The organism is Pseudomonas sp. PK-RTE-24 (assembly GCF_054052265.1).
Genome location: NZ_CM133224.1, coordinates 2,947,559 through 2,969,185 on the forward strand (window position 1 = coordinate 2,947,559; position 21,627 = coordinate 2,969,185).

20 protein-coding genes are annotated in these 21,627 nt (G+C 60.8%); 16 read left to right on the forward strand and 4 right to left on the reverse strand.

Translation table 11 applies throughout. The features are described 5' to 3' along the window. Positions 1–15: 15 nt before the first annotated feature. The 11 genes from edd to ACV8MC_RS13255 all read left to right on the forward strand — a co-directional run bounded on the left by edd (position 16) and on the right by ACV8MC_RS13255 (position 14,000). Positions 16–1,842 (forward strand): phosphogluconate dehydratase, encoded by a 1,827-nt coding sequence (gene edd, locus ACV8MC_RS13205; protein WP_016773527.1) that lies wholly within the window; start codon positions 16–18, stop codon positions 1,840–1,842. Further along, entirely contained in the window at positions 1,839–2,798 is a 960-nt protein-coding gene (locus ACV8MC_RS13210) for a glucokinase (protein ID WP_056787957.1), read from the forward strand. The genes edd and ACV8MC_RS13210 overlap by 4 nt, the downstream gene beginning before the upstream one ends. Positions 2,799–2,978: 180 nt before the next feature. Further along, entirely contained in the window at positions 2,979–3,710 is a 732-nt protein-coding gene (locus ACV8MC_RS13215; protein ID WP_016773529.1) for a response regulator, read from the forward strand. After that, the gene (locus ACV8MC_RS13220; protein ID WP_056787959.1) at positions 3,700–5,169 is read left to right on the forward strand and encodes an ATP-binding protein; all 1,470 of its coding nucleotides are present in this window, start codon (positions 3,700–3,702) and stop codon (positions 5,167–5,169) included. Before ACV8MC_RS13215 ends, ACV8MC_RS13220 begins: the two co-directional genes overlap by 11 nt. A gap of 306 nt (positions 5,170–5,475) precedes the next feature. Beyond that, positions 5,476–6,735: a D-mannose isomerase gene (locus ACV8MC_RS13225; protein WP_457262276.1), complete on the forward strand. Its 1,260-nt coding sequence runs from the start codon at positions 5,476–5,478 to the stop codon at positions 6,733–6,735. Positions 6,736–6,853: 118 nt separating this feature from the next. Next, positions 6,854–8,155 carry an ABC transporter substrate-binding protein gene (locus tag ACV8MC_RS13230; RefSeq protein ID WP_024014061.1) on the forward strand — a complete coding sequence of 434 codons (1,302 nt, stop codon included), beginning with the start codon at positions 6,854–6,856 and terminating at the stop codon, positions 8,153–8,155. A gap of 214 nt (positions 8,156–8,369) precedes the next feature. Then, positions 8,370–9,278 (forward strand): carbohydrate ABC transporter permease, encoded by a 909-nt coding sequence (locus tag ACV8MC_RS13235; RefSeq protein ID WP_016773533.1) that lies wholly within the window; start codon positions 8,370–8,372, stop codon positions 9,276–9,278. After that, complete coding sequence (locus tag ACV8MC_RS13240) at positions 9,271–10,116, forward strand: carbohydrate ABC transporter permease (protein WP_016773534.1); 846 nt, start codon at positions 9,271–9,273, stop codon at positions 10,114–10,116. The genes ACV8MC_RS13235 and ACV8MC_RS13240 overlap by 8 nt, the downstream gene beginning before the upstream one ends. 2 nt (positions 10,117–10,118) lie before the next feature. After that, positions 10,119–11,279, forward strand: a complete 1,161-nt coding sequence (locus tag ACV8MC_RS13245) for an ABC transporter ATP-binding protein (protein WP_457262277.1) — start codon at positions 10,119–10,121, stop codon at positions 11,277–11,279. Between the two features lie 193 nt (positions 11,280–11,472). Next, on the forward strand, positions 11,473–12,822 hold the full coding sequence (locus ACV8MC_RS13250; RefSeq protein ID WP_252886693.1) for a carbohydrate porin: 1,350 nt from the start codon (positions 11,473–11,475) through the stop codon (positions 12,820–12,822). A gap of 323 nt (positions 12,823–13,145) precedes the next feature. Further along, on the forward strand, positions 13,146–14,000 hold the full coding sequence (locus ACV8MC_RS13255; RefSeq protein WP_252876779.1) for a D-hexose-6-phosphate mutarotase: 855 nt from the start codon (positions 13,146–13,148) through the stop codon (positions 13,998–14,000). Between the two features lie 207 nt (positions 14,001–14,207). Here ACV8MC_RS13255 and ACV8MC_RS13260 read toward each other — a convergent pair whose 3' ends face one another. After that, positions 14,208–15,068, reverse strand: a complete 861-nt coding sequence (locus ACV8MC_RS13260; RefSeq protein ID WP_169842436.1) for a MurR/RpiR family transcriptional regulator — start codon at positions 15,066–15,068, stop codon at positions 14,208–14,210. Positions 15,069–15,294: 226 nt separating this feature from the next. Here ACV8MC_RS13260 and zwf point away from each other — a divergent pair, with 226 nt between their 5' ends. From zwf to ACV8MC_RS13280, 4 genes are all read left to right on the forward strand, one after another. After that, positions 15,295–16,761, forward strand: a complete 1,467-nt coding sequence (gene zwf / locus ACV8MC_RS13265) for a glucose-6-phosphate dehydrogenase (RefSeq protein ID WP_016773537.1) — start codon at positions 15,295–15,297, stop codon at positions 16,759–16,761. Further along, on the forward strand, positions 16,748–17,461 hold the full coding sequence (gene pgl / locus ACV8MC_RS13270) for a 6-phosphogluconolactonase (RefSeq protein WP_457262278.1): 714 nt from the start codon (positions 16,748–16,750) through the stop codon (positions 17,459–17,461). Before zwf ends, pgl begins: the two co-directional genes overlap by 14 nt. 17 nt (positions 17,462–17,478) lie before the next feature. Then, positions 17,479–18,144, forward strand: coding sequence for a bifunctional 4-hydroxy-2-oxoglutarate aldolase/2-dehydro-3-deoxy-phosphogluconate aldolase (locus tag ACV8MC_RS13275; protein ID WP_056787965.1), 666 nt, complete (start codon positions 17,479–17,481; stop codon positions 18,142–18,144). A gap of 171 nt (positions 18,145–18,315) precedes the next feature. Then, on the forward strand, positions 18,316–18,888 hold the full coding sequence (locus tag ACV8MC_RS13280; protein WP_457262279.1) for a hypothetical protein: 573 nt from the start codon (positions 18,316–18,318) through the stop codon (positions 18,886–18,888). On the opposite strand, the gene ACV8MC_RS13285 is transcribed toward ACV8MC_RS13280, so the two are convergent. Both ACV8MC_RS13285 and ACV8MC_RS13290 read right to left on the reverse strand, forming a co-directional pair. Beyond that, the gene (locus ACV8MC_RS13285; RefSeq protein ID WP_457262280.1) at positions 18,885–20,066 is read right to left on the reverse strand and encodes an aminotransferase class V-fold PLP-dependent enzyme; all 1,182 of its coding nucleotides are present in this window, start codon (positions 20,064–20,066) and stop codon (positions 18,885–18,887) included. The two genes, ACV8MC_RS13280 and ACV8MC_RS13285, sit on opposite strands and share 4 nt — an antisense overlap. Positions 20,067–20,096: 30 nt before the next feature. Then, a complete protein-coding gene (locus ACV8MC_RS13290; protein WP_003227425.1) occupies positions 20,097–20,333 on the reverse strand; it encodes a DUF3820 family protein in 237 nt (78 codons plus the stop codon). Positions 20,334–20,539: 206 nt separating this feature from the next. Here ACV8MC_RS13290 and ACV8MC_RS13295 point away from each other — a divergent pair, with 206 nt between their 5' ends. Further along, complete coding sequence (locus ACV8MC_RS13295; RefSeq protein WP_457262281.1) at positions 20,540–21,007, forward strand: ferritin-like domain-containing protein; 468 nt, start codon at positions 20,540–20,542, stop codon at positions 21,005–21,007. Between the two features lie 123 nt (positions 21,008–21,130). Here ACV8MC_RS13295 and ACV8MC_RS13300 read toward each other — a convergent pair whose 3' ends face one another. Continuing rightward, complete coding sequence (locus ACV8MC_RS13300; RefSeq protein WP_003227420.1) at positions 21,131–21,601, reverse strand: MaoC family dehydratase; 471 nt, start codon at positions 21,599–21,601, stop codon at positions 21,131–21,133. Between the last annotated feature and the right edge of the window lie 26 nt (positions 21,602–21,627).

Below are 21,627 nucleotides of genomic sequence, written 5' to 3' on the forward strand. Positions count from 1 at the left end.
CCTGGAGTTCTACACATGCATCCCCGCGTTCTTGAGGTCACCGAACGGCTTATCGCCCGCAGCCGCGCCACGCGTCAGGCTTACCTTGCATTGATTCGCGGCGCCGCCACCGATGGCCCGATGCGCGGCAAGCTGCAATGCGCCAACTTCGCCCACGGCGTGGCCGGTTGCGGCACTGAAGACAAGCACAGCCTGCGGATGATGAACTCGGCGAACATCGCCATTGTGTCTTCGTATAACGACATGCTCTCGGCGCACCAGCCGTACGAAGTTTTCCCCCAACAGATCAAGAACGCCCTGCGCGAAATCGGCTCGGTCGGCCAGTTCGCCGGCGGCACTCCGGCCATGTGCGATGGCGTGACCCAGGGTGAGCCGGGCATGGAGCTCAGCCTGCCGAGCCGCGAAGTGATCGCCATGTCGACCGCCGTGGCGCTGTCGCACAACATGTTTGACGGCGCGCTGATGCTCGGCATCTGCGACAAGATCGTTCCGGGCCTGATGATGGGTTCGCTGCGTTTCGGTCATCTGCCGACCATTTTCGTACCGGGCGGGCCGATGGTGTCGGGGATTTCCAACAAGGAAAAAGCCGACGTCCGCCAGAAGTACGCCGAAGGCAAGGCGACCCGCGAAGAGCTGCTGGAATCGGAGATGAAGTCCTACCACAGCCCGGGCACCTGCACCTTCTACGGCACCGCCAACACCAATCAGTTGCTGATGGAAGTCATGGGCCTGCACTTGCCGGGCGCGTCTTTCGTCAACCCGAACACGCCGCTGCGCGACGCGCTCACCCGCGAAGCCGCGCATCAGGTCACGCGCCTGACCAAGCAGAACGGCAACTTCATGCCGATCGGCGAAATCGTCGACGAAAAGGCGCTGGTCAACTCCATCGTTGCCCTGCACGCCACCGGCGGCTCGACCAACCACACCCTGCACATGCCGGCCATCGCCATGGCCGCTGGCATTCAGCTGACCTGGCAGGACATGGCCGACCTCTCCGAAGTCGTCCCGACCCTGAGCCACGTCTACCCGAACGGCAAAGCCGACATCAACCACTTCCAGGCAGCGGGCGGCATGTCGTTCCTGATCCGCGAACTGCTCGGCGCAGGCCTGCTGCATGAAGACGTCAACACCGTGCTCGGCCATGGCCTGAGCCAGTACACCAAGGAGCCGTTCCTCGATAACGGTGAGCTGGTCTGGCGCGAAGGCCCGACCGACAGCCTCGACGAAAACATCCTGCGTCCGGTATCCCGTGCGTTCTCGCAAGAGGGCGGCTTGCGGGTGATGGAAGGCAACCTCGGTCGCGGCGTGATGAAGGTTTCCGCCGTTGCGCTGGAGAACCAGATCGTCGAAGCACCGGCGATGGTCTTCCAGGATCAACAGGATCTGGCGGACGCATTCAAGGCCGGTCTGCTGGAGAAGGATTTTGTCGCGGTGATGCGCTTTCAAGGGCCGCGCTCCAACGGCATGCCCGAGCTGCACAAGATGACGCCATTCCTCGGCGTACTGCAGGATCGCGGCTTCAAAGTGGCATTGGTGACTGACGGGCGCATGTCCGGCGCGTCTGGGAAAATCCCGGCGGCGATTCACGTCAGCCCGGAAGCTTATGTCGGTGGCGCTTTGGCGCGCGTGCAAGAGGGCGATATCATCCGCGTCGATGGCGTCAAAGGCACCTTGGAACTGAAGGTCGACGCCGCCGAATTTGCAGCGCGCGAACCTGCCAAAGGCCTGTTGGGCAACAACATCGGCAGCGGCCGCGAGCTGTTTGGCTTCATGCGCATGGCCTTCAGCTCGGCGGAGCAGGGCGCCAGCGCCTTCACTTCTGCCCTGGAGACGCTTAATTGAAACTGGCTTTGGTCGGTGACATCGGAGGCACCAACGCGCGGTTCGCGTTGTGGCAAAACCAGCAACTGCAATCGGTTCAGGTGCTGGCCACGGCCGACTTTGCCAGCCCGGAAGAGGCAATCGCTCTGTACCTGAGTGGGCTCGGCCTGGCGCCGGGTTCGATCGGCTCAGTGTGCCTGTCGGTGGCAGGTCCGGTGAGTGGCGATGAATTCAAGTTCACCAACAATCACTGGCGGCTCAGCCGCAGCGCGTTCTGCAAGACCTTGCAGGTCGAGCAGTTGTTGCTGACCAACGACTTCTCGGCGATGGCGCTGGGCATGACCCGCTTGCAGCCGGGCGAATTCCGCGTGGTCTGCGAAGGCACGCCGGAGCCGTTGCGCCCGGCGGTGGTGATCGGCCCCGGCACTGGCCTGGGTGTCGGCACCTTGCTCGATCTCGGCGAAGGGCGCTTTGCCGCGTTGCCGGGCGAGGGCGGCCACGTCGACCTGCCGCTGAGCAGTCCACGCGAAACGCAACTGTGGCAACACATCTACAACGAAATCGGCCATGTCAGCGCGGAAACCGCGTTGAGCGGCGGCGGCCTGCCTCGACTGTACCGGGCGATCTGCGCGGTGGATGGTCATGAGCCTACGCTTGAAACGCCGGAAGCGATCACCGCCGCTGGCCTTGCCGGTGACCCGATCGCTTTGGAAGTGCTCGAGCAATTCTGCTGCTGGCTCGGCCGCGTTGCCGGCAACAACGTGCTCACCACCGGCGCGCGCGGCGGGGTGTTTATCGTTGGCGGGGTGATTCCACGCTTCGCCGATTTCTTCCTCGCCAGCGGCTTCGCCCGCTGCTTCGCCGACAAAGGCTGCATGAGCGATTACTTCAAAGGCATCCCGGTGTGGCTGGTGACGGCGCCGTACTCCGGCCTGGTCGGCGCCGGCGTCGCCCTGGATCAATCAATCCCGACCTGAAATGCAATCCAATTGTGGGAGCGAGCCTGCTCGCGAAAGCGGTGTGTCAGTCAACAGATCTGTTGAATGTTAAAACCGATTCGCGAGCAGGCTCGCTCCCACAAGGGTTTCTGTAGTGTCTGTTAGTTTGATGCTTAAGGCATAATCCGCCCCAACTCCAACAACAAGGATGCCTTCGAAGTGAGCTCAGTCAACAAGTCGATATTGTTGGTCGATGACGACCAGGAAATACGCGAGTTGCTGGAAACCTACCTGACCCGCGCCGGGTTCCAGGTGCGGGCCACCGCCGATGGTGCCGGTTTTCGTCAGGCGCTCAACGAGGCGCCGAGCGATCTGGTGATCCTCGATGTCATGCTGCCCGACGAAGACGGCTTCAGCCTGTGCCGTTGGGTACGCCAGCACCCGCGTCAGGCACAGGTGCCAATCATCATGCTGACTGCCAGTTCCGACGAAGCCGACCGCGTGATCGGTCTGGAGCTCGGCGCCGACGATTACCTCGGCAAACCGTTCAGCCCGCGCGAACTGCAAGCTCGGATCAAGGCCCTGCTGCGCCGCGCACAGTTCGCCCACGAACGCAGCGGCAGCGAAGTGCTGGTCTTCGACGACTGGCGCCTGGACACGGTCAGCCATCGGCTGTTCCACACCGACGGCGAGGAAGTGATCCTTTCCGGCGCCGATTTCGCTCTGCTGAAACTGTTCCTCGATCATCCGCAGCAAATCCTCGACCGCGACACCATCGGCAACGCCACCCGTGGCCGCGATCTGATGCCGCTCGATCGCATTGTCGACATGGCCGTCAGCCGTTTGCGCCAACGCTTGCGCGACACCGAAAAACCGCCACGGTTGATCCGCACCGTGCGCGGCAGCGGCTATCAGTTGGCAGCCAATGTGGTTGCCGGCAATGCTCACTGAGTCGCTGCGCAAATTCGCCAGTCGCATACCGGTGCCGCGCTCACTGCTCGGGCGGATGCTGCTGCTGACTCTGCTGGCGGTGCTGTTCGCGCAGACGCTGTCGAGCGTGATCTGGGTATCGCAGTTGCGCGCCACTCAACTCGAAGGCCTCGTCACCAGTGCCCGCAGCCTGGCGCATTCGATGACTGCCAGCGTCAGCTATTTCCGTTCCTTGCCAGTGGCCTATCGACCGCTGGTGCTCGATCAGTTGCGCAGCATGGGCGGCACCCGGTTTGTCGTGACGCTGAACGACAAGCCGCTGGGCATGGACGTGCTGCCGGTGACGCCGCGCAAGGCTGCGGTGATGCAAGCGGTGGACGAAGTGCTGCGCCAGTCTCTGGGCCATGACACGGATATTTCGGTGACCTTCGTCAGTCCCGAAGACCTGCGGATTTTCAACGCAGGTTTGAAACTTGATGAATTGCCGCGCTCTTGGGCGCACTACGCGTTGACGCTTGAACCGGTGAATCCGCCGGTGCTGGTCACGCAGATTCAAATGGCCCCGGGCGAATGGCTGTACATCGCCTCGTTGCTGCCCGAGCCGTATACCAGTCTCGAAGAACAAGGCCTGCCGGCGCAGCAGGTGTGGTTTATCGTCCTCACCAGCGGCTTTCTGTTGTTGTTCATCGGCCTGCTGGTGCACTGGCAGAGCCGGCCGCTCAAGCGTCTGGCGCGGGCAGCGCGGGATCTGTCGCTGGGCGCGGACGTCGAGCCAGTGGCGGAGGGCGGTGGCAGTGAAGTGGTCGAAGTTGGCCGGGCGTTCAACACCATGCGCGAACGCATCAGCCGTTACCTGACCGAACGCAGCCAGTTGTTCAGCGCGATTTCCCACGACCTGCGCACGCCGATCACCCGCCTGCGCTTGCGCGTCGAACTGCTCGAGGACGAACAGCTGCAAGCCAAGTTCGGCCGCGATCTGGATGAGCTGGAGTTGCTGGTCAAAGGCGCGCTGCAATGTGTCAAGGACACCGACATCCACGAGAACATCGAGCCGGTGGATCTCAATCATGTCCTCGATTGCCTGGTCGAGCCGTATCTCGCGCCGAACGGCAATGGCCGCGTCACTCAGCACGGCCGCGCGCTGTCGGCATACCCGGGCAAACCGCTGGCGCTCAAGCGCTGCATCGGCAACCTGATCGACAACGCCTTGAAGTACGGGCAGAACGCGCATCTGCACATCGATGACGATGACAGCGCGTTCGTTTTGCACGTCGACGATGAAGGGCCGGGTGTGCCGCAGCAGCGGCTGGAGCAAGTGTTCGAGCCGCACTTTCGCCTGGCGGGGCAGCAGCAGGGCTACGGATTGGGACTGGGCATTGCGCGCAACATCGCCCATAGCCATGGCGGCGAGGTGACGTTGCAGAACCTGCGTGAGGGCGGGTTGCGGGTGACGTTGCAGTTGCCTCGGTCTGTGGATTAGCCCCGAAAAGCCCCTCACCCTAGCCCTCTCCCAGAGGGAGAGGGGACCGATTGGGGGATGCTGCTGAGGTGCGCTGACCTGTAAATGCGGTGGTGAATCCATAATCGCCAATATTTTTCAGGTCGACGGAGGACGCAAGACACCTCGGTCGGCCCCCTCTCCCTCCGGGAGAGGGTTGGGGTGAGGGTGCTTTTGCTCTTCTCTTTTGTCACGAGCCAGTGACAAACCCCGCCCCCTTCGTTACAAGCCCGCCCTGGCCCGTTGTTTAGACTGCCCGCAGTCCTAACAACAAAAAAGGGTCACGCCATGGACACCTTTCACCCAGACTTCAGCAGTTGGCTGAACGCCCCTGCCCACCAGCAATGGCTAGCCGCCGAAGGCCTGCGTCTGCTGGATTTCGCCAAGGCATCACGACTGCCCGAAGGCTTCGGCAACCTCGACGAACGCGGCCGTTTGCCGGCGAACGCACGAGCCGAAACCATGAACACCGCGCGCATGACCCACAGCTTCGCCATGGCGCACATTCAGGGGTTGCCGGGGTTTGCCGAACTGGTCGACCACGGTATCGCCGCGTTGCGCGGGCCGCTGCGTGATGCGCTGCACGGTGGCTGGTTTGCGGTTGCCCAGCATCGTGACGACAACACCGGCAAGAACGCCTATCTGCACGCCTTTGTCGCACTCGCCGCCAGCTCCGCCGCGGTCGCGCAACGGCCCGGCGCCCAGGCTTTGCTCGATGACGCAATCGACATCATCGACACTTATTTCTGGAGCGAAGAAGAGGGCGCCATGCGCGAATTCTTCAATCGCGACTGGAGCGAAGAAGAAGCCTATCGCGGCGCCAACAGCAACATGCACGCGACCGAAGCATTCCTCGCGCTGGCCGATGTCACCGAAGATCCGCGCTGGCTGGTGCGCGCCCAGCGCATCGTCGAACGAGTGATCCATGGCCACGCTGCAGCCAACGATTACATGGTCATCGAACACTTCGACCGCGACTGGCAACCGCTGCGCGAATACAACCGCGACAATCCGGCTGACGGTTTCCGTCCTTACGGCACCACGCCGGGCCACGGTTTCGAATGGGCGCGCTTGCTCCTGCACCTTGAAGCCGCGCGGGTGCAGGCCGGCATGCTGACGCCGGGCTGGCTGGCCGTCGATGCGCAAAAACTCTTCGAAAACAATTGCCGCCACGGCTGGAATGTCGATGGCGCGCCGGGCATCGTCTACACCCTCGACTGGCACAACAAAGCCGTGGTCCGCCATCGTCTGCACTGGACGCATGCCGAAGCCAGCGCCGCCGCCAGTGCCTTGCTCAAACGCACCGGCGACGGGCAATACGAAACCTGGTACCGGCTGTTCTGGGAGTTCTGCGAGACGAATTTCATCGACCGCTGCAACGGCAGCTGGTACCACGAACTCAATCCGCAGAATGTGCCGAGTGCCGATATCTGGCCGGGCAAGCCCGATCTGTATCACGCCTGGCAGGCTGTGCTGATTCCACGATTGCCGCTGGCGCCAAGCATGGCCACGGCTTTGGCGCAGTCGTCCCGGCCTGTTGCTGTGTAACCATGTCGTGACATTTACGCGTCCCTTCGTTACCTGCGAAGCGAAACGCTCTGTTTAAACTCCGTGCAGCGCAAGCACCAGACTTGCAATGCATAACAACAAGAAAGGTACATCTCGAATGAATGCGATTTCTCGCCTCGCTACTGTCATTTCTGTCGCCTCCCTGTTCCCGCTCGCAATCCTGCCGCTCAGTGTCTCCGCCGCCGATTCCAAAGGTTCGGTCGAAGTCGTGCACTGGTGGACTTCCGGTGGCGAAAAAGCCGCTGTCGATGTGCTCAAGGCCCAAGTCGAAAAAGACGGTTTCACCTGGAAGGACGGCGCTGTCGCCGGTGGTGGCGGTGCGACTGCCATGACCGTGCTGAAAAGCCGTGCCGTTGCCGGCAACCCGCCAGGCGTAGCGCAGATCAAAGGCCCGGACATCCAGGAATGGGCGTCGACCGGCCTGCTCGACACCGACGTTTTGAAAGACGTCGCCAAGTCGGAAAAGTGGGACAGCCTGCTCGACAAGAAAGTCTCCGATACCGTGAAGTACGACGGTGATTACGTGGCCGTGCCGGTGAACATTCACCGCGTGAACTGGCTGTGGATCAACCCGGAAGTCTTCAAGAAAGCCGGCATCACCAAGAATCCAACCACCCTCGAAGAGTTCTACGCGGCCGGCGACAAGCTGAAAGCGGCGGGCTTCATTCCGCTCGCTCACGGCGGTCAGCCTTGGCAGGACAGCACCGTGTTCGAAGCCGTGGTGCTCTCGGTCATGGGCGTGGATGGCTACAAGAAAGCCCTGGTCGATCTCGACAACAAAGCGCTGACCGGCCCGGAAATGGTCAAGGCGCTCACTGAGCTGAAGAAAGTCGCGACCTACATGGACGCGGACGGCAAAGGCCAGGACTGGAACCTCGAAGCGGCCAAGGTCATCAACGGCAAGGCCGGCATGCAGATCATGGGTGACTGGGCCAAGTCCGAATGGACCGCCGCCAAGAAAGTCGCCGGCAAGGACTACGAGTGCGTAGCGTTCCCGGGCACCGACAAGGCGTTCACCTACAACATCGACTCGCTGGCCGTGTTCAAGCAGAAGGACGCAGGCACTGCGGCCGGTCAGCAGGACATCGCCAAAGTCGTGCTGGGTGAGAACTTCCAGAAAGTCTTCAGCATCAACAAAGGCTCGATCCCGGTGCGCAACGACATGTTGAACAACATGGACAAGCTCGGCTTCGACTCCTGCGCACAGACCGCTGCCAAAGACTTCCTGGCGGACGCCAAGTCCGGCGGCCTGCAACCAAGCATGGCGCACAACATGGCGACCACGCTGGCGGTGCAGGGCGCGTTCTTTGACGTAGTCACCAACTACATCAACGACCCGAAAGCCGACCCGGCCGATGCGGCGAAGAAACTCGGCGCGGCAGTTCAGTCGGCCAAGTAATGCTTGGCCCCTGTAGCAGTGGGCGTTTGTGGTGAGGGGATTCATCCCCGATGGGTTGCGAAGCGACCCCGGAAAGTTGCAGCGGTGCAGTGTCTGAAATACCGCATGTAATGATTTCGCGACTGCTGCGCAGTCGATCGGGGATAAATCCCCTCGCCACAGGGCTCACTCCTGCAAGGGAATGCTTTCGTAAACCCTTATTGTGGATTTCCCCATGAGTTCTGTTGCTGTGTTCAGCAAGGCCTCGCCGTTCGATGCATTGCAGCGCTGGCTACCGAAACTGGTGCTGGCGCCGAGCATGTTCATCGTGCTGGTGGGCTTCTATGGCTACATCCTGTGGACGTTCATTCTGTCGTTCACCACCTCGACCTTCCTGCCCAACTACAAGTGGGCCGGTCTGGCGCAATACGCGCGGTTGTTCGACAACGATCGCTGGTGGGTGGCGAGCAAGAACCTCGCCGTGTTCGGCGGCATGTTCATCGGCATTACCCTGGTGATCGGCGTGTTGCTGGCGGTGTTCCTCGATCAGCGCATCCGTCGCGAAGGCTTTATCCGCACCATTTACCTGTACCCGATGGCGCTCTCGATGATCGTCACCGGTACCGCATGGAAATGGCTGCTCAACCCGGGCATGGGCCTGGACAAATTGTTGCGTGACTGGGGCTGGGAAGGCTTCCGTCTGGACTGGCTGATCGACCCCGATCGCGTGGTCTACTGCCTGGTGATCGCCGCTGTGTGGCAAGCCTCTGGCTTCATCATGGCGATGTTCCTCGCCGGCCTGCGTGGCGTCGATCAATCGATCATCCGTGCTGCGCAGATCGACGGCGCGAGCATGCCGCGCATTTACTGGAAAGTCGTGCTGCCAAGCCTGCGTCCGGTGTTCTTCAGTGCGGTGATGATCCTCGCGCACATCGCGATCAAGAGCTTCGACCTCGTTGCGGCAATGACCGCCGGCGGTCCGGGTTATTCCTCCGACCTGCCAGCGATGTTCATGTATTCCTTCACCTTCAGTCGCGGCCAGATGGGCATGGGCTCGGCCAGTGCGATTCTGATGCTCGGTGCGATCCTCGCGATCATCGTGCCTTACCTGTATTCCGAGCTGAGGACCAAGCGTCATGACTAGTCTCGCTGCCAAACCTGCGATCAGCTTCAGTCGCATCGCGATCTACGCGGTGCTGATCCTCGCAGTGTTCCTCTATCTGGTGCCGCTGGTAGTCATGTTGCTGACCAGCTTCAAGACCCCGGAAGATATCAGCACCGGCAACCTGTTGAGCTGGCCGACCGTGGTCAGCGGCATCGGCTGGGTCAAGGCCTGGGCCACGGTTGACGGCTACTTCTGGAACTCGATCAAGATCACCGTACCGGCCGTCATCATCTCCACCGCCATCGGTGCGTTGAACGGTTACGTGCTGTCGATGTGGCGCTTCCGTGGTTCGCAGTTGTTCTTCGGTCTGCTGCTGTTCGGCTGCTTCCTGCCGTTCCAGACCGTGCTGCTGCCGGCCTCGTTCACCCTCGGCAAGATGGGCCTGGCGAGCACCACCACCGGCTTGGTCTTCGTGCACGTGGTCTACGGTCTGGCGTTCACCACGCTGTTCTTCCGCAACTACTACGTGAGCATTCCCGATGCGCTGGTCAAGGCTGCGCGTCTGGATGGCGCGGGTTTCTTCACGATTTTCCGCCGCATCATTCTGCCGATGTCGACGCCGATCATCATGGTCTGCCTGATCTGGCAGTTCACCCAGATCTGGAACGACTTCCTGTTCGGTGTGGTGTTCTCCAGCGGTGATTCGCAACCGATCACCGTGGCGCTGAACAACCTGGTCAACACCAGCACCGGCGCCAAGGAATACAACGTGGATATGGCAGCGGCGATGATCGCCGGCCTGCCGACCCTGCTGGTCTATGTGGTCGCAGGCAAGTATTTCGTGCGCGGGCTGACGGCCGGCGCGGTCAAGGGGTAATCATGGCTACGCTTGAACTTCGCAACGTAAACAAGACCTATGGGGCCGGCCTGCCGGACACCCTGAAGAACATCGAACTGTCGATCAAGGACGGTGAATTCCTGATCCTCGTCGGCCCGTCGGGCTGCGGCAAATCGACCTTGATGAACTGCATCGCCGGTCTGGAAACCATCACCGGCGGCGCGATCATGATCGGTGATCAGGACGTCAGCGGCATGAGCCCCAAGGATCGCGACATCGCCATGGTGTTCCAGTCCTATGCGCTGTACCCGACCATGAGCGTGCGCGAGAACATCGAGTTCGGCCTGAAGATCCGCAAGATGCCGCAGGCAGCGATCGACGAAGAAGTCGCCCGCGTGGCCAAGCTGTTGCAGATCGAACACCTGCTCAATCGCAAACCGGGCCAGCTCTCCGGTGGTCAGCAACAGCGTGTGGCGATGGGCCGTGCCCTGGCGCGGCGGCCGAAGATCTACCTGTTCGACGAACCGCTGTCGAACCTCGACGCCAAGCTGCGCGTCGAGATGCGTACCGAAATGAAACTGATGCACCAGCGTCTGAAAACCACCACGGTCTACGTGACCCACGACCAGATCGAAGCGATGACCCTGGGCGACAAGGTGGCGGTGATGAAGGACGGCATCATTCAGCAGTTCGGTACGCCGAAAGACATCTACAACGACCCGGCCAACCTGTTCGTCGCAAGCTTCATCGGTTCGCCGCCGATGAACTTCATCCCCCTGCGTTTGCAGCGCAAGGAAGGTCGCCTGCTGGCGCTGCTCGACAGCGGTCAGGCGCGTTGCGAATTGCCGATGAGCATGCAGGACGCCGGCCTCGAAGATCGCGAAGTAATCCTCGGCCTGCGCCCGGAGCAGATTGTTCTGGCGAACGGCGAGGGCAATGGTCTGCCGAGCATCCGTGCCGAAGTGCAGGTCACTGAACCGACCGGTCCGGACACGCTGGTGTTCGTCAATCTGAATGACACCAAGGTCTGCTGCCGACTGGCGCCGGACGTGGCACCGCAGGTGGGCGAAAGCCTGACGCTGCAGTTCGATCCATCGAAAGTGTTGTTGTTCGACGCCAATACCGGCGAGCGTCTGGGCGTTGCGGGCCAGGTGCAGACAGAGACCCGGTCGGCGAATGTGGCGCAGTTCAAAGGCCGCTGAAGTACAAAATGTGGGAGCGAGCCTGCTCGCGAAAGCGGTCTGACATCCAGCATTGATGTCGCCTGATACACCGCATTCGCGAGCAGGCTCGCTCCCACAGGGGGCAAGCAGTGCCCGGCCTGTCGAGCACTGCACTTTATGTAAACCGCGTTAGATAAAAACAGTTAATAACAATAAAGACGAGGATGTAGGGATGAAAAAGAAACACGTCAATGCCCGGTTGATCTGCCAGGTTTCAGCGGCAGCTGCACTGGTGCTGGCCGGTAATGCAATGGCGGCGGATGCGTTCAGCTCCGACTCCAAGTGGATGACCGGCGACTGGGGCGGTGAGCGCACCAAGCTGATCGAGCAGGGTATCGACATCAAGGCCGACTACGTTGGCGAGATGGGCGCCAACCTGAACGGCGGTTACAACGACGACAAGACTGCGCGTTACGCCGACCAGTTCGGTCTGGGCGTGGCCCTCGACCTGCAGAAGCTGTGGGGCTGGGACAACACCCAGGCGAAGATCCAGCTGACCAACCGTAACGGCTACAACATCTCCAACGACCGCGTTGGCGATCCGCGTGCCGGCACCCTCAGCTCCTCGCAGGAAGTCTACGGCCGTGGCCACATGGTGCGTCTGACCCAACTGTGGATTCAGCACCAGTTCTTCGACAACAAGCTCGACGTCAAGGCCGGTTACTTCGGCGAAGGCGAAGACTTCAACACCTTCCCGTGCGACTTCCAGAACCTGGCGTTCTGCGGTTCGCAAGTGGGTAACTGGGCGACCAACATCTGGTACAACTGGCCCGTCAGCCAGGCCGCGATCCGTGTGAAGTACAACATCAACGACGAGCTCTACGCGCAGATCGGTGCGTACAACCAGAACCCGTCGCAACTGGAACACGGCAACGGCTTCAAGCTCAGCGGCAGCGGCACCAAAGGTACCGTGCTGCCGGTTGAGTTGGTCTGGTCGCCGAAGGTCAACAGCCTGCCGGGCGAATACCGCGTCGGTTACTACAAGAGCACGGCCGATGCCGACGACGTTCGCGAAGACGTCAACGGTCTTGATGCGGCAACCACCGGTGATGACTACAAGTCGCACAACAGCAAAAGCGGTTACTGGTTCGTTGCGCAACAGCAACTCACCAGCCACAACGGTGATGCGACTCGCGGTCTGAACATCGCCGCCAACGCGACCTTCCACGACAAGGACACCAACTTCATCGACAACTACCAGTCGGTGATGTTTGTCTACAAAGGCCCTTTCGACGCGCGTCCGAAAGATGACATCGGTATCGGCGCGGCGCGTATCCACGTCAACAAGGACGTCAAGCGCAACGCTGAACTGCTGAACGCTTCCAACGGTGTGTCCGATTACGACAACGCCGCGTTCTCGCCGATTCGTGAGACCGAGTACAACTACGAGCTCAACTACGGCATCCACGTCACCAACTGGCTGACCGTGCGTCCCAACCTGCAATACATCACCCATCCGGGCGGTGTGGATGAAGTCGATAACGCTTTGGTCGCTGGCCTGAAAATTCAGTCAACGTTCTAACGCGTCTGCGATAAGCTCCTCTCTATGTGCGCATTTTGCGGACAGCCCAGGCTGTCCGCTTTTTTTTGTGACACAGGTCAGATGTGTTGCTTGATGATTTTTTGTGGCTGGAGAGCTTTTTGTGGCGAGGGGATTTAGCGAAACGTCGCACCGCCCCGCTGGGCTGCGAAGCGGCCCCAAAACCATCCACTGAGGTGTATCAGCGAGAGGCCGTTTTCCAGGTTTGCGACTGCTTCGCAGTCGAACGGGGATAAATCCCCTCGCCACAGTATTCAAGGGTCACAAAGGTAATTGTACCCCCATGATTTTCAGGACCGTAGCCAATGCATGAGCATCCGCTGCAACGCTTCTTCAAATCCCTGCGCGAGCGACCGGTGTTCGCCTGGGAGCGCTATCAGATGCGCGACGTGTTGGTGATCGATCATCCGCTGTGTCAGGCGGTGTTCAGTCGGCAGGGTGCGCAGTTGCTGCACTTTCAGCCGCGTGGGCAGAAGCCGTGGTTGTGGTGCGCGGCGAAGTGGCCGCATGTCGGCGCGATTCGCGGTGGCGTGCCGGTGTGCTGGCCGTGGTATGGCCGTCATCCGAGCGAAAACGCCTGGCCGTCCCATGGTTGGGCGCGACTGCTCGACTGGAAACTGCTCGACAGCAGCAGCGCCGAAGACGGCGTGCGCCTGCACTGGCAATTGCAGCTGTGCGATTGGCAGGTCGACCTGCACGCGCACCTGGGCGAACGCATGGAATTACGGCTGAGCACCGAGCATCAGGACGACATGCCGTGCCAGTTGAGCCAGGCTTTGCACGCTTACTGGCGTATAGGCGATGTTGGTGAGATAGCGCTGTCTGGGCTCGAAGGCGCTCAGGGTTATGACCAGTTGAATCGTCGGGTTTGCCAGCAGGAAGGCGAGTTGCGGGTCGATGGCGGCTGTCAGCGGGTGTTCCAGCATGACGGCGAATTGCAGCTTAAGGATCACGCCTGGCAGCGCGAGTTGTGCATCGATACCGGCGACAGCGGCGACACCGTCGTCTGGCATCCCGGCGCGCGGCCGTTACTGGGGGTAAGTTGGGACGAGATTTCCGAATTCGTCTGCGTGGAAGCAGCGGCGGGCGGCACGGACAGCCTGCACCTGGCGCCGGGGGAGAAGGCGCATTTGAGTTTGCAGGCGTGGGCGGCGGCTTAGTGCGTCAAGTACACCGATACCCTCACCCTAGCCCTCTCCCAGAGGGAGAGGGGACCGAATGGGGGATGCTCAAGAATTACGCCGACGTGAAAGTGCAGTTCTGAATCCATAATCGACTGGATATTTCAGGTCGATGTACCGCGCAAGACACCTCGGTCGGCTCCCTCTCCCTCCGGGAGAGGGCTGGGGTGAGGGGGCTTTTGATCTTTAGTTGAATTCATCCCCAACCGGATACCGGCTCGCATTCAAGCTCTCTTTGATCTTGCGCAGATGCGGCTGGAAATCCACGCCACGGCGCAGGGTCATCCCCGTTGCCAGCACATCCAGCACGGTCAACTGAATGATCCGCGAGGTCATCGGCATATAAATGTCGGTGTCTTCCGGCAGTGGAATGTTCAGGCTCAGGGTACTGGCTTTGGCCAGCGGTGAATTCTCCGCTGTCAGGCCCAAAACCGAAGCGCCGTTCTCCCGGGCGATCCGCGCCACTTCCACCAGTTCGCGGGTACGCCCGGTGTAGGAAATGATCACGAACAGCTCGCCGGTGTGTGCCACCGAGGCAATCATCCGCTGCATCAGCACATCGGCATGGGCAGTGACGGCGAGGTTGAAGCGGAAGAACTTGTGCTGCGCATCCAGCGCCACCGGGGCCGAAGCGCCGAGGCCGAAGAAGTGGATCTGCCGGGCCTGGATCAACAGGTCGACGGCGCGGCTGATCAGGTTCGGGTCGAGCGCCTGGCAAGCACTGTCCAGGGAAGCGATGGCGCTGCCGAAGATCTTCTGCGTGTACGCCTCGGGATTGTCGTCGGCCTCGACCGCGCGGCTGACATACGCCGCACCACTGGCCAGGCTCTGGGCCAATTGCAGCTTGAGTTCGGGGTAGCCGCTGACACCGAACGAACGGCAGAAACGGTTGACCGTCGGTTCGCTTACCGAGGCGGCCTGGGCGAGGGCGGCGATGCTGAAGCGGGTGGCCTGCTGCGGATTGAGCAGAATCACCTCGGCGACCTTACGTTCGGCCTTGTTCAGCTCTTCAAGGCGACTCTGGATCTGTTCCAGTAAATTTCGCACGCGGTCCATATGGAATTCCTGATTCACCGACGCAGAGTTGCGTCGGGCTATGCAAATTGGGCCTTTGATATGGCCCGTGACGGTGGCCTATCCTACTGATGCGTCCGGGCGACCACCACTCGGATTGAGTATTCTGCGAAAATGTTGTGGTTATTACTACATTTTCCCTTGAGTGATGCCTTGAAAAAAGGTATTTGTAGCTTAACTTGATAAAAGAACAAACATCATGCCTTCCATTACGGTTGAACCGTGCACCTTTGCCTTGTTCGGCGCGCTTGGCGATCTGGCCCTGCGCAAGCTGTTTCCTGCCCTGTATCACCTTGACGGTGCCGACCTGCTGCACGAGGACACGCGCATCATCGCGCTGGCCCGTGAGCCCGGCAGCGAGCAGCAGCACATGGCGTTCATCGCCGCCGAATTGCGCCGTTACGTCGGCAAAGAGCTGAACGAAACCGTGGCCGAGCGCTTTCTCGCGCGCCTGACCTATCTGCACGTCGACTTCCTCAAGGCTGAGGATTACGTGGCGCTGGCGGAACTGGCCGGCAGCAGCCAGCGCATGATTGCCTACTTCGCCACCCCGGCGGCGGTGTACGGCGCGATCTGCGAGAACCTCGAGAAAGTCGGTCTGGCCGAAAATACCCGTGTAGTGCTGGAAAAACCGATCGGCTCTGACCTTGAGTCCTCGCGCAAGGTCAACGACGCAGTAGCGCAGTTCTTCCCGGAAGACCGCACCTACCGCATCGACCACTACCTGGGCAAAGAGACCGTTCAGAACCTGATCGCCCTGCGTTTCGCCAACAGCCTGTTCGAAACCCAGTGGAACCAGAATTACATCTCCCACGTGGAAATCACCGTGGCCGAGAAGGTCGGCATCGAAGGCCGCTGGGGCTATTTCGACAAGGCCGGCCAACTGCGCGACATGATCCAGAATCACCTGTTGCAGCTGCTCTGCCTGATTGCCATGGACCCGCCGGCCGACCTGTCCGCCGACAGCATCCGTGACGAAAAGGTAAAAGTGCTCAAGGCGCTGGCGCCGATCAGTCCGGAAGGCCTGACCACACAAGTGGTGCGCGGCCAGTACATCGCCGGCCACAGCGAAGGCAAATCCGTTCCGGGTTACCTCGAAGAACCGAATTCCAATACCCAGAGCGACACCGAAACCTTCGTCGCCCTGCGTGCCGATATCCGCAACTGGCGCTGGGCCGGCGTGCCGTTCTACCTGCGTACCGGCAAGCGCATGCCGCAAAAGCTGTCGCAGATCGTCATCCACTTCAAGGAACCGTCGCACTACATCTTCGCCCCGGAGCAGCGCCTGCAGATCAGCAACAAACTGATCATCCGCCTGCAACCGGACGAAGGCATTTCCTTGCGCGTGATGACCAAAGAGCAGGGCCTGGACAAGGGCATGCAACTGCGCAGCGGCCCGCTGCAACTGAATTTCTCCGACACCTGGCGTAGCGCGCGGATCCCCGATGCCTACGAGCGGTTGTTGCTGGAAGTGATGAACGGCAATCAGAACCTGTTTGTCCGTAAAGATGAAATCGAAGCCGCGTGGAAGTGGTGTGACCAGCTGATCGCCGGGTGGAAGAAATCCGGCGACGCGCCCAAGCCTTATGCGGCCGGGTCGTGGGGGCCGATGAGCTCCATTGCTTTGATCACGCGGGACGGGAGGTCGTGGTATGGCGATATCTGATGTGCAACTGCCGACGGGTGTGACTGCCCGCGAATTCAACAGCCCGGTGCTGCTGGCTGAAGGCCTGGCGCTGAACGTTGCCAATCAACTGAGCGAGGCCATTGCCGCGCGCGACAACGCGGTGCTGGTGGTGTCCGGCGGGCGCAGCCCGGTAGCGTTTTTCCAGCACCTGGCCAAGCAGGAGCTGGACTGGTCGAAGGTCGTTGTGACCCTGGCCGACGAACGCTGGGTACCGGTGGAACATGCCGACAGCAATGCCGGCCTGCTCAAGCAGTATCTGCTCAAAGGCCCGGCAGCCAAGGCGCAGTTCCTCAGCCTCTACAGCGCGGCGGCCAACGTCGAGCAGGCTGCTGAACAGGCCGATCGTCTGCTCGGCGAACTGCCGCCGATCGACGTGCTGGTGCTGGGCATGGGCGATGACGGCCACACCGCATCGCTGTTCCCCGACAGCCCGAACCTCGCCGAAGCCCTGCAAGCCGATGGCACGCGCCGTTGCTGGCCGATGCTGGCGCCAAGCGTGCCGCGTCAGCGCCTGACCATGAGCCGCGCGCTGCTGGCCTCGGCCCGGCACAAGATTCTGTCGATTTCCGGTCAATCGAAACTGACCACCCTGAATGCCGCGCTGGCATCCGATGACGTTGCGGCCATGCCGGTGCGCGCGTTTCTGCAACCTACGTTAGAGATTTACTGGTGCCCATGAGCCAAGGAACAGCCGCTATGACAACCCCATCCCCGACCGTTTCCATGGCGGACAAAGTTGCCCTGATCGACAGTCTCTGCGCCAAGGCGCGGATCCTGCCGGTGATCACCATCGCTCGCGAACAGGACGTGCTGCCGCTGGCCGACGCCCTCGCCGCCGGTGGCCTGACTGCGCTGGAAGTGACCCTGCGCTCGCAGTTCGGCCTCAAGGCCATTCAGATCCTGCGCGAACAGCGCCCCGAGCTGATGACCGGTGCCGGCACCGTGCTTGACCGCAACATGCTAGCGGCGGCTGAAGCGGCAGGCTCGCAGTTCATTGTTACCCCGGGCATCACCCGCGACCTGCTCGAAGCCAGCGTCGACAGCCCGATTCCGCTGTTGCCGGGCATCAGCAACGCCTCGGGGATCATGGAAGGCTACGGTCTGGGCTATCGCCGCTTCAAGCTGTTCCCGGCGGAAGTCAGCGGTGGCGTGGCGGCAATCAAGGCCCTCGGCGGCCCGTTCGGCGAAGTGAAATTCTGCCCGACTGGCGGCGTCGGCCCGGCCAATATCAAGAGCTACATGGCGCTGAAAAACGTCATGTGCGTGGGCGGTAGCTGGATGCTTGATCCGGAGTGGATCAAGAACGGCGACTGGTCCCGCATTCAGGAATGCACTGCCGAAGCCTTGGCGCTGCTGGACTGATCGTTACCCGACACTTCGTTGTGTGCTTTACGGCTTTATGGTGCGCTTGGTCGGCGCACCTTTTTTTTGCGCTGAAAAAAATTGCCGGTACATGCGGCGATACATAGTTACTGCACGCTGACTTTTTCACGGGGTTAATCTGCGTCCATCTTATGGAAGAGAGAACGCCTCATGGACGACCTTCAGTCTCTGACCCTTACGCCACAATCCCGTTATCAACCGAAGCAACTTCCCCTCGGCCGCCCCGCAGCTGAATCTCAAGTGCGCAATATCAGCCAAGGTGTCCAAGGCTTGCCGCTGGTCCTGCGTCTGTCGCTGGTCGATGCGATGACCAGCGAGCCGGTCATCGGCGCGCTGGTGCGCATTCAACAGCGTGTCGATGGGGACACCAGCCTGGGCGGCAGTCAATCGACTGACAGCCATGGCATCGTCCGTTTCACCAGTGTCTATCCGGATCGGCCGGCGCGCGGCGCTGCTTGCCTGAAGCTGAACGTATTCATTCCCGGCGACGAAGCAGGAGCGCAAGCTCACCACGAAGCCTGGGCCGGCACCTTGCACCTGCCCGGTCGCTGCGGCTGTGAAGGTGCCGCCGAGGACGCCTTGCGGTTGGTATTGCAGCCGATCGCCGGCGCGGATCTTGAAGACGGTGCTTTCGCCTGCCAGACCCTCGGCATCGACACCTTCGCCGTGTCGTCGCAACTTGGCCTGGAAGGCTACGAAAAAAACTCCGGAGCGCCGTTCTAGCGCAGTCGATCCAGCGCCCGAACCAGCTGCTCCATCTCGCCAGCCGTGGTGGTCAGCCCCGGGGTAATGCGAATGCACGGCCCGCACGCGGCGCCGGTGCGCACCACGGTGAACAGGTTGAATTCGCTGAGCAGACGCTCGGCCATGGCCTGCTGATCGGCATGCCGGGTGAAGCGCAGCGCGGTGATCCCGCAATACAGTTGCGGGTCGTCCGGCGTCAGCACCTCGATGCCCGGCAGGTGCCGGACCCGGCTGACCCACAGGTTGCGCAGGTAACTCAGGCGTGGGCTTTTGGCTGCGGCGCCGCCGAGCGCGTCGTGCTCTTCGAACACCAGCGGCAAGGTCATCAGTGCCGGGATGTTCGGCGTGCTGTACGAGGTCCGCGCGCGAATATCGCTGACCGGGTAATGCATCTCGCCCATGTCCGGATCGATGTCGGCGAGACGCTGCGGGGCGATATAGATAAAGCCGAGGGTCAGCGGTGCGCCGATCCATTTGTGCAGGTTGTAACCGGCGAAAGCGATGCCCAACGCTTGCAGGTCGAATTCAATCTGGCCGAGGGCGTGGGCACCGTCGAGGATGATGTCGACGCCATGCTCTTTGGCCAGCGCGGCGATGGCTTGCACGGGCATAACCAGACCGGTGCGATGGGTGACGTGGGTCAGGGCCATCAGTTTGAGTTTTGGATGGCGGACGAACGCCTCGCGGTAGCTTTCCAGCAGGCTGTCGAAACTGGCGGGATGGTGGTGGGCAATTTCGATGACCTCAACGCCACGCTGCTTCGCCAGCCAGCGCATGGCGCCCTTGACCGTGTCGTACTCGAGGTCGCAGATCAGTACCTGATCACCCGGTTGCAGACGATTGTAATTGCGGATCAGCGATTGCAGGCCTTCGGTGGCATTGCGCGTCAGCGCCACGCTTTGCGCGCGCACGCCAATCAGTTCGGCCAGTTGCGCGCGGATCTCAAGGTTGTCGTGCTGTTCAAAGCGCTGGCGTGCATAAATCGAGTTGCTGGCGTTGATCAGCTCGATATTGCGCTGGTACTCCTCGATCACTGTGCGCGACATGCGCCCGAAGTAACCGTTTTCCAGATTGACCGGACCGGGCTGCACATCGTATCGATCGGCAAAGGTTTGCCAGAAGGCTTCGTCACGGGCGCGGCGGGTGTTGTCAGGCATGGTCGGCAAGGCTCAAGAGGGAAGGGCGCGTCAGTGGCGCGGGGCGGGTTTGCCGTGTTTTGCGCGCAGCGGCTCGAGCAGGTCGGACAGGCCGTTATGGTCGATCTCCTGCATCAGCGCCAGCAGGCCACCGAGTTCACCGTGGGGAAAGCCTTCACGGGCAAACCAGTTCAGATAGGGGCCGGGCAGGTCGGCAATGATTCGGCCTTTGTACTTGCCGAAGGGCATTTCGCGGGTAATCAGCAGTTCGAGTTTTTCCGGATTCATCAGCACGCTTCATCGATTCACATCACAGCCTGGAAAATACAGGCATTCTGCATGCAGGCCAAATGACAGATCATGCAAAAAACCAGCATACAGATGGTTCAATCTTTCGTAATTTGTTGAAAATAAAGGATTTTTATCCGATCAAAAAGCTGGCACGCACACTGCAATATCCCTTGCATCTTCAACCCATCGCAAGGAATTGAAAAATGACCGACATGAAAAAAGAAGCCATTTCTGTACTCAACGACCTGATTGAAACCTGCAAGGACGGTCAGGAAGGGTTCAAGACTTGCGCTGAAGACATCAAGCACCCAGAACTGAAAACCCTGTTCGTGACTCGCTCCGCTGATTGCGCCACCGCAGCAGCCGAGCTGCAGGCTCAGGTACGTTCGCTGGGCGGCGATCCGGAAACCTCGACCAGCGTCAGCGGTGATCTGCACCGTCGCTGGGTCGATGTCAAGGCCATGTTCACCGGTAAAGACGAAGAGGCTGTGCTGAACGAAGCAGAGCGCGGTGAAGACCACGCACTGAAGGCCTACAAAGAAGCCCTCGAGAAAATCACCAAGCACAACCTGGTGGGTATTCGTGATCTGGTTGAACGCCAATATCACGGCGTACAACGCAACCACGACCAGGTGAAAGCCCTGCGCAACCAGGCTCGTGCCAACTCTTAAGCTGCACTGAAACAACTGTGGGAGCGAGCCTGCTCGCGAATTCGGTGTGTCATGCAATGTTGCTTTTGCTGACACGACCACTTCGCGAGCAGGCTCGCTCCCACTTTTATTTTGTGCGACTGATCAGCCGATACTGATCGCCGGCAAAGTCGGCAACGTCACCGTCTGCTGTTTGCGCGGCGCGAGAATCTCCGCTTCACCATCCACCACCAACTCATCACGTTGATTGAATACGCGAGTGGCAATGCGCACGCGGAATTTCGGCAGTTTCTCCAGAATCTCCAGGCGCACTGTCAGCGTGTCGCCGATCTTCACCGGCTTCTGAAAGCTCATCTGCTGACCGATATAAATGGTGCCCGGCCCAGGCAATTCACAGGCCACCGCTGCACTGATCAGCGCACCGCTGAACATGCCGTGGGCGATGCGTTCCTTGAACATGCTGGCGGCGGCAAACTCGGCGTCCAGATGCACCGGGTTGTGGTCGCCTGACATCGCGGCGAACAGCTGAATGTCGCGCTCTTCGACAGTCTTGCTGTAGCTGGCGGTCTGGCCGACTTCGAGGGCTTCGTAAGGGATGTTGGTAACCTGGGTCATCGGTTTCGATTCCTGTGACGGATTTC

Coding starts and splice junctions, on each gene's coding strand:
- ACV8MC_RS13295 (WP_457262281.1), top strand. CDS start 20,540: ATGACCGACATGAAAAAAGAAGCCATTTCTGTACTCAACGACCTGATT.
- pgl (WP_457262278.1), top strand. CDS start 16,748: ATGGCGATATCTGATGTGCAACTGCCGACGGGTGTGACTGCCCGCGAA.
- ACV8MC_RS13280 (WP_457262279.1), top strand. CDS start 18,316: ATGGACGACCTTCAGTCTCTGACCCTTACGCCACAATCCCGTTATCAA.
- ACV8MC_RS13300 (WP_003227420.1), bottom strand. CDS start 21,601: ATGACCCAGGTTACCAACATCCCTTACGAAGCCCTCGAAGTCGGCCAG.
- ACV8MC_RS13290 (WP_003227425.1), bottom strand. CDS start 20,333: ATGAATCCGGAAAAACTCGAACTGCTGATTACCCGCGAAATGCCCTTC.
- ACV8MC_RS13245 (WP_457262277.1), top strand. CDS start 10,119: ATGGCTACGCTTGAACTTCGCAACGTAAACAAGACCTATGGGGCCGGC.
- ACV8MC_RS13230 (WP_024014061.1), top strand. CDS start 6,854: ATGAATGCGATTTCTCGCCTCGCTACTGTCATTTCTGTCGCCTCCCTG.
- ACV8MC_RS13275 (WP_056787965.1), top strand. CDS start 17,479: ATGACAACCCCATCCCCGACCGTTTCCATGGCGGACAAAGTTGCCCTG.
- ACV8MC_RS13285 (WP_457262280.1), bottom strand. CDS start 20,066: ATGCCTGACAACACCCGCCGCGCCCGTGACGAAGCCTTCTGGCAAACC.
- ACV8MC_RS13240 (WP_016773534.1), top strand. CDS start 9,271: ATGACTAGTCTCGCTGCCAAACCTGCGATCAGCTTCAGTCGCATCGCG.
- ACV8MC_RS13255 (WP_252876779.1), top strand. CDS start 13,146: ATGCATGAGCATCCGCTGCAACGCTTCTTCAAATCCCTGCGCGAGCGA.
- edd (WP_016773527.1), top strand. CDS start 16: ATGCATCCCCGCGTTCTTGAGGTCACCGAACGGCTTATCGCCCGCAGC.
- zwf (WP_016773537.1), top strand. CDS start 15,295: ATGCCTTCCATTACGGTTGAACCGTGCACCTTTGCCTTGTTCGGCGCG.
- ACV8MC_RS13235 (WP_016773533.1), top strand. CDS start 8,370: ATGAGTTCTGTTGCTGTGTTCAGCAAGGCCTCGCCGTTCGATGCATTG.
- ACV8MC_RS13225 (WP_457262276.1), top strand. CDS start 5,476: ATGGACACCTTTCACCCAGACTTCAGCAGTTGGCTGAACGCCCCTGCC.
- ACV8MC_RS13220 (WP_056787959.1), top strand. CDS start 3,700: ATGCTCACTGAGTCGCTGCGCAAATTCGCCAGTCGCATACCGGTGCCG.
- ACV8MC_RS13250 (WP_252886693.1), top strand. CDS start 11,473: ATGAAAAAGAAACACGTCAATGCCCGGTTGATCTGCCAGGTTTCAGCG.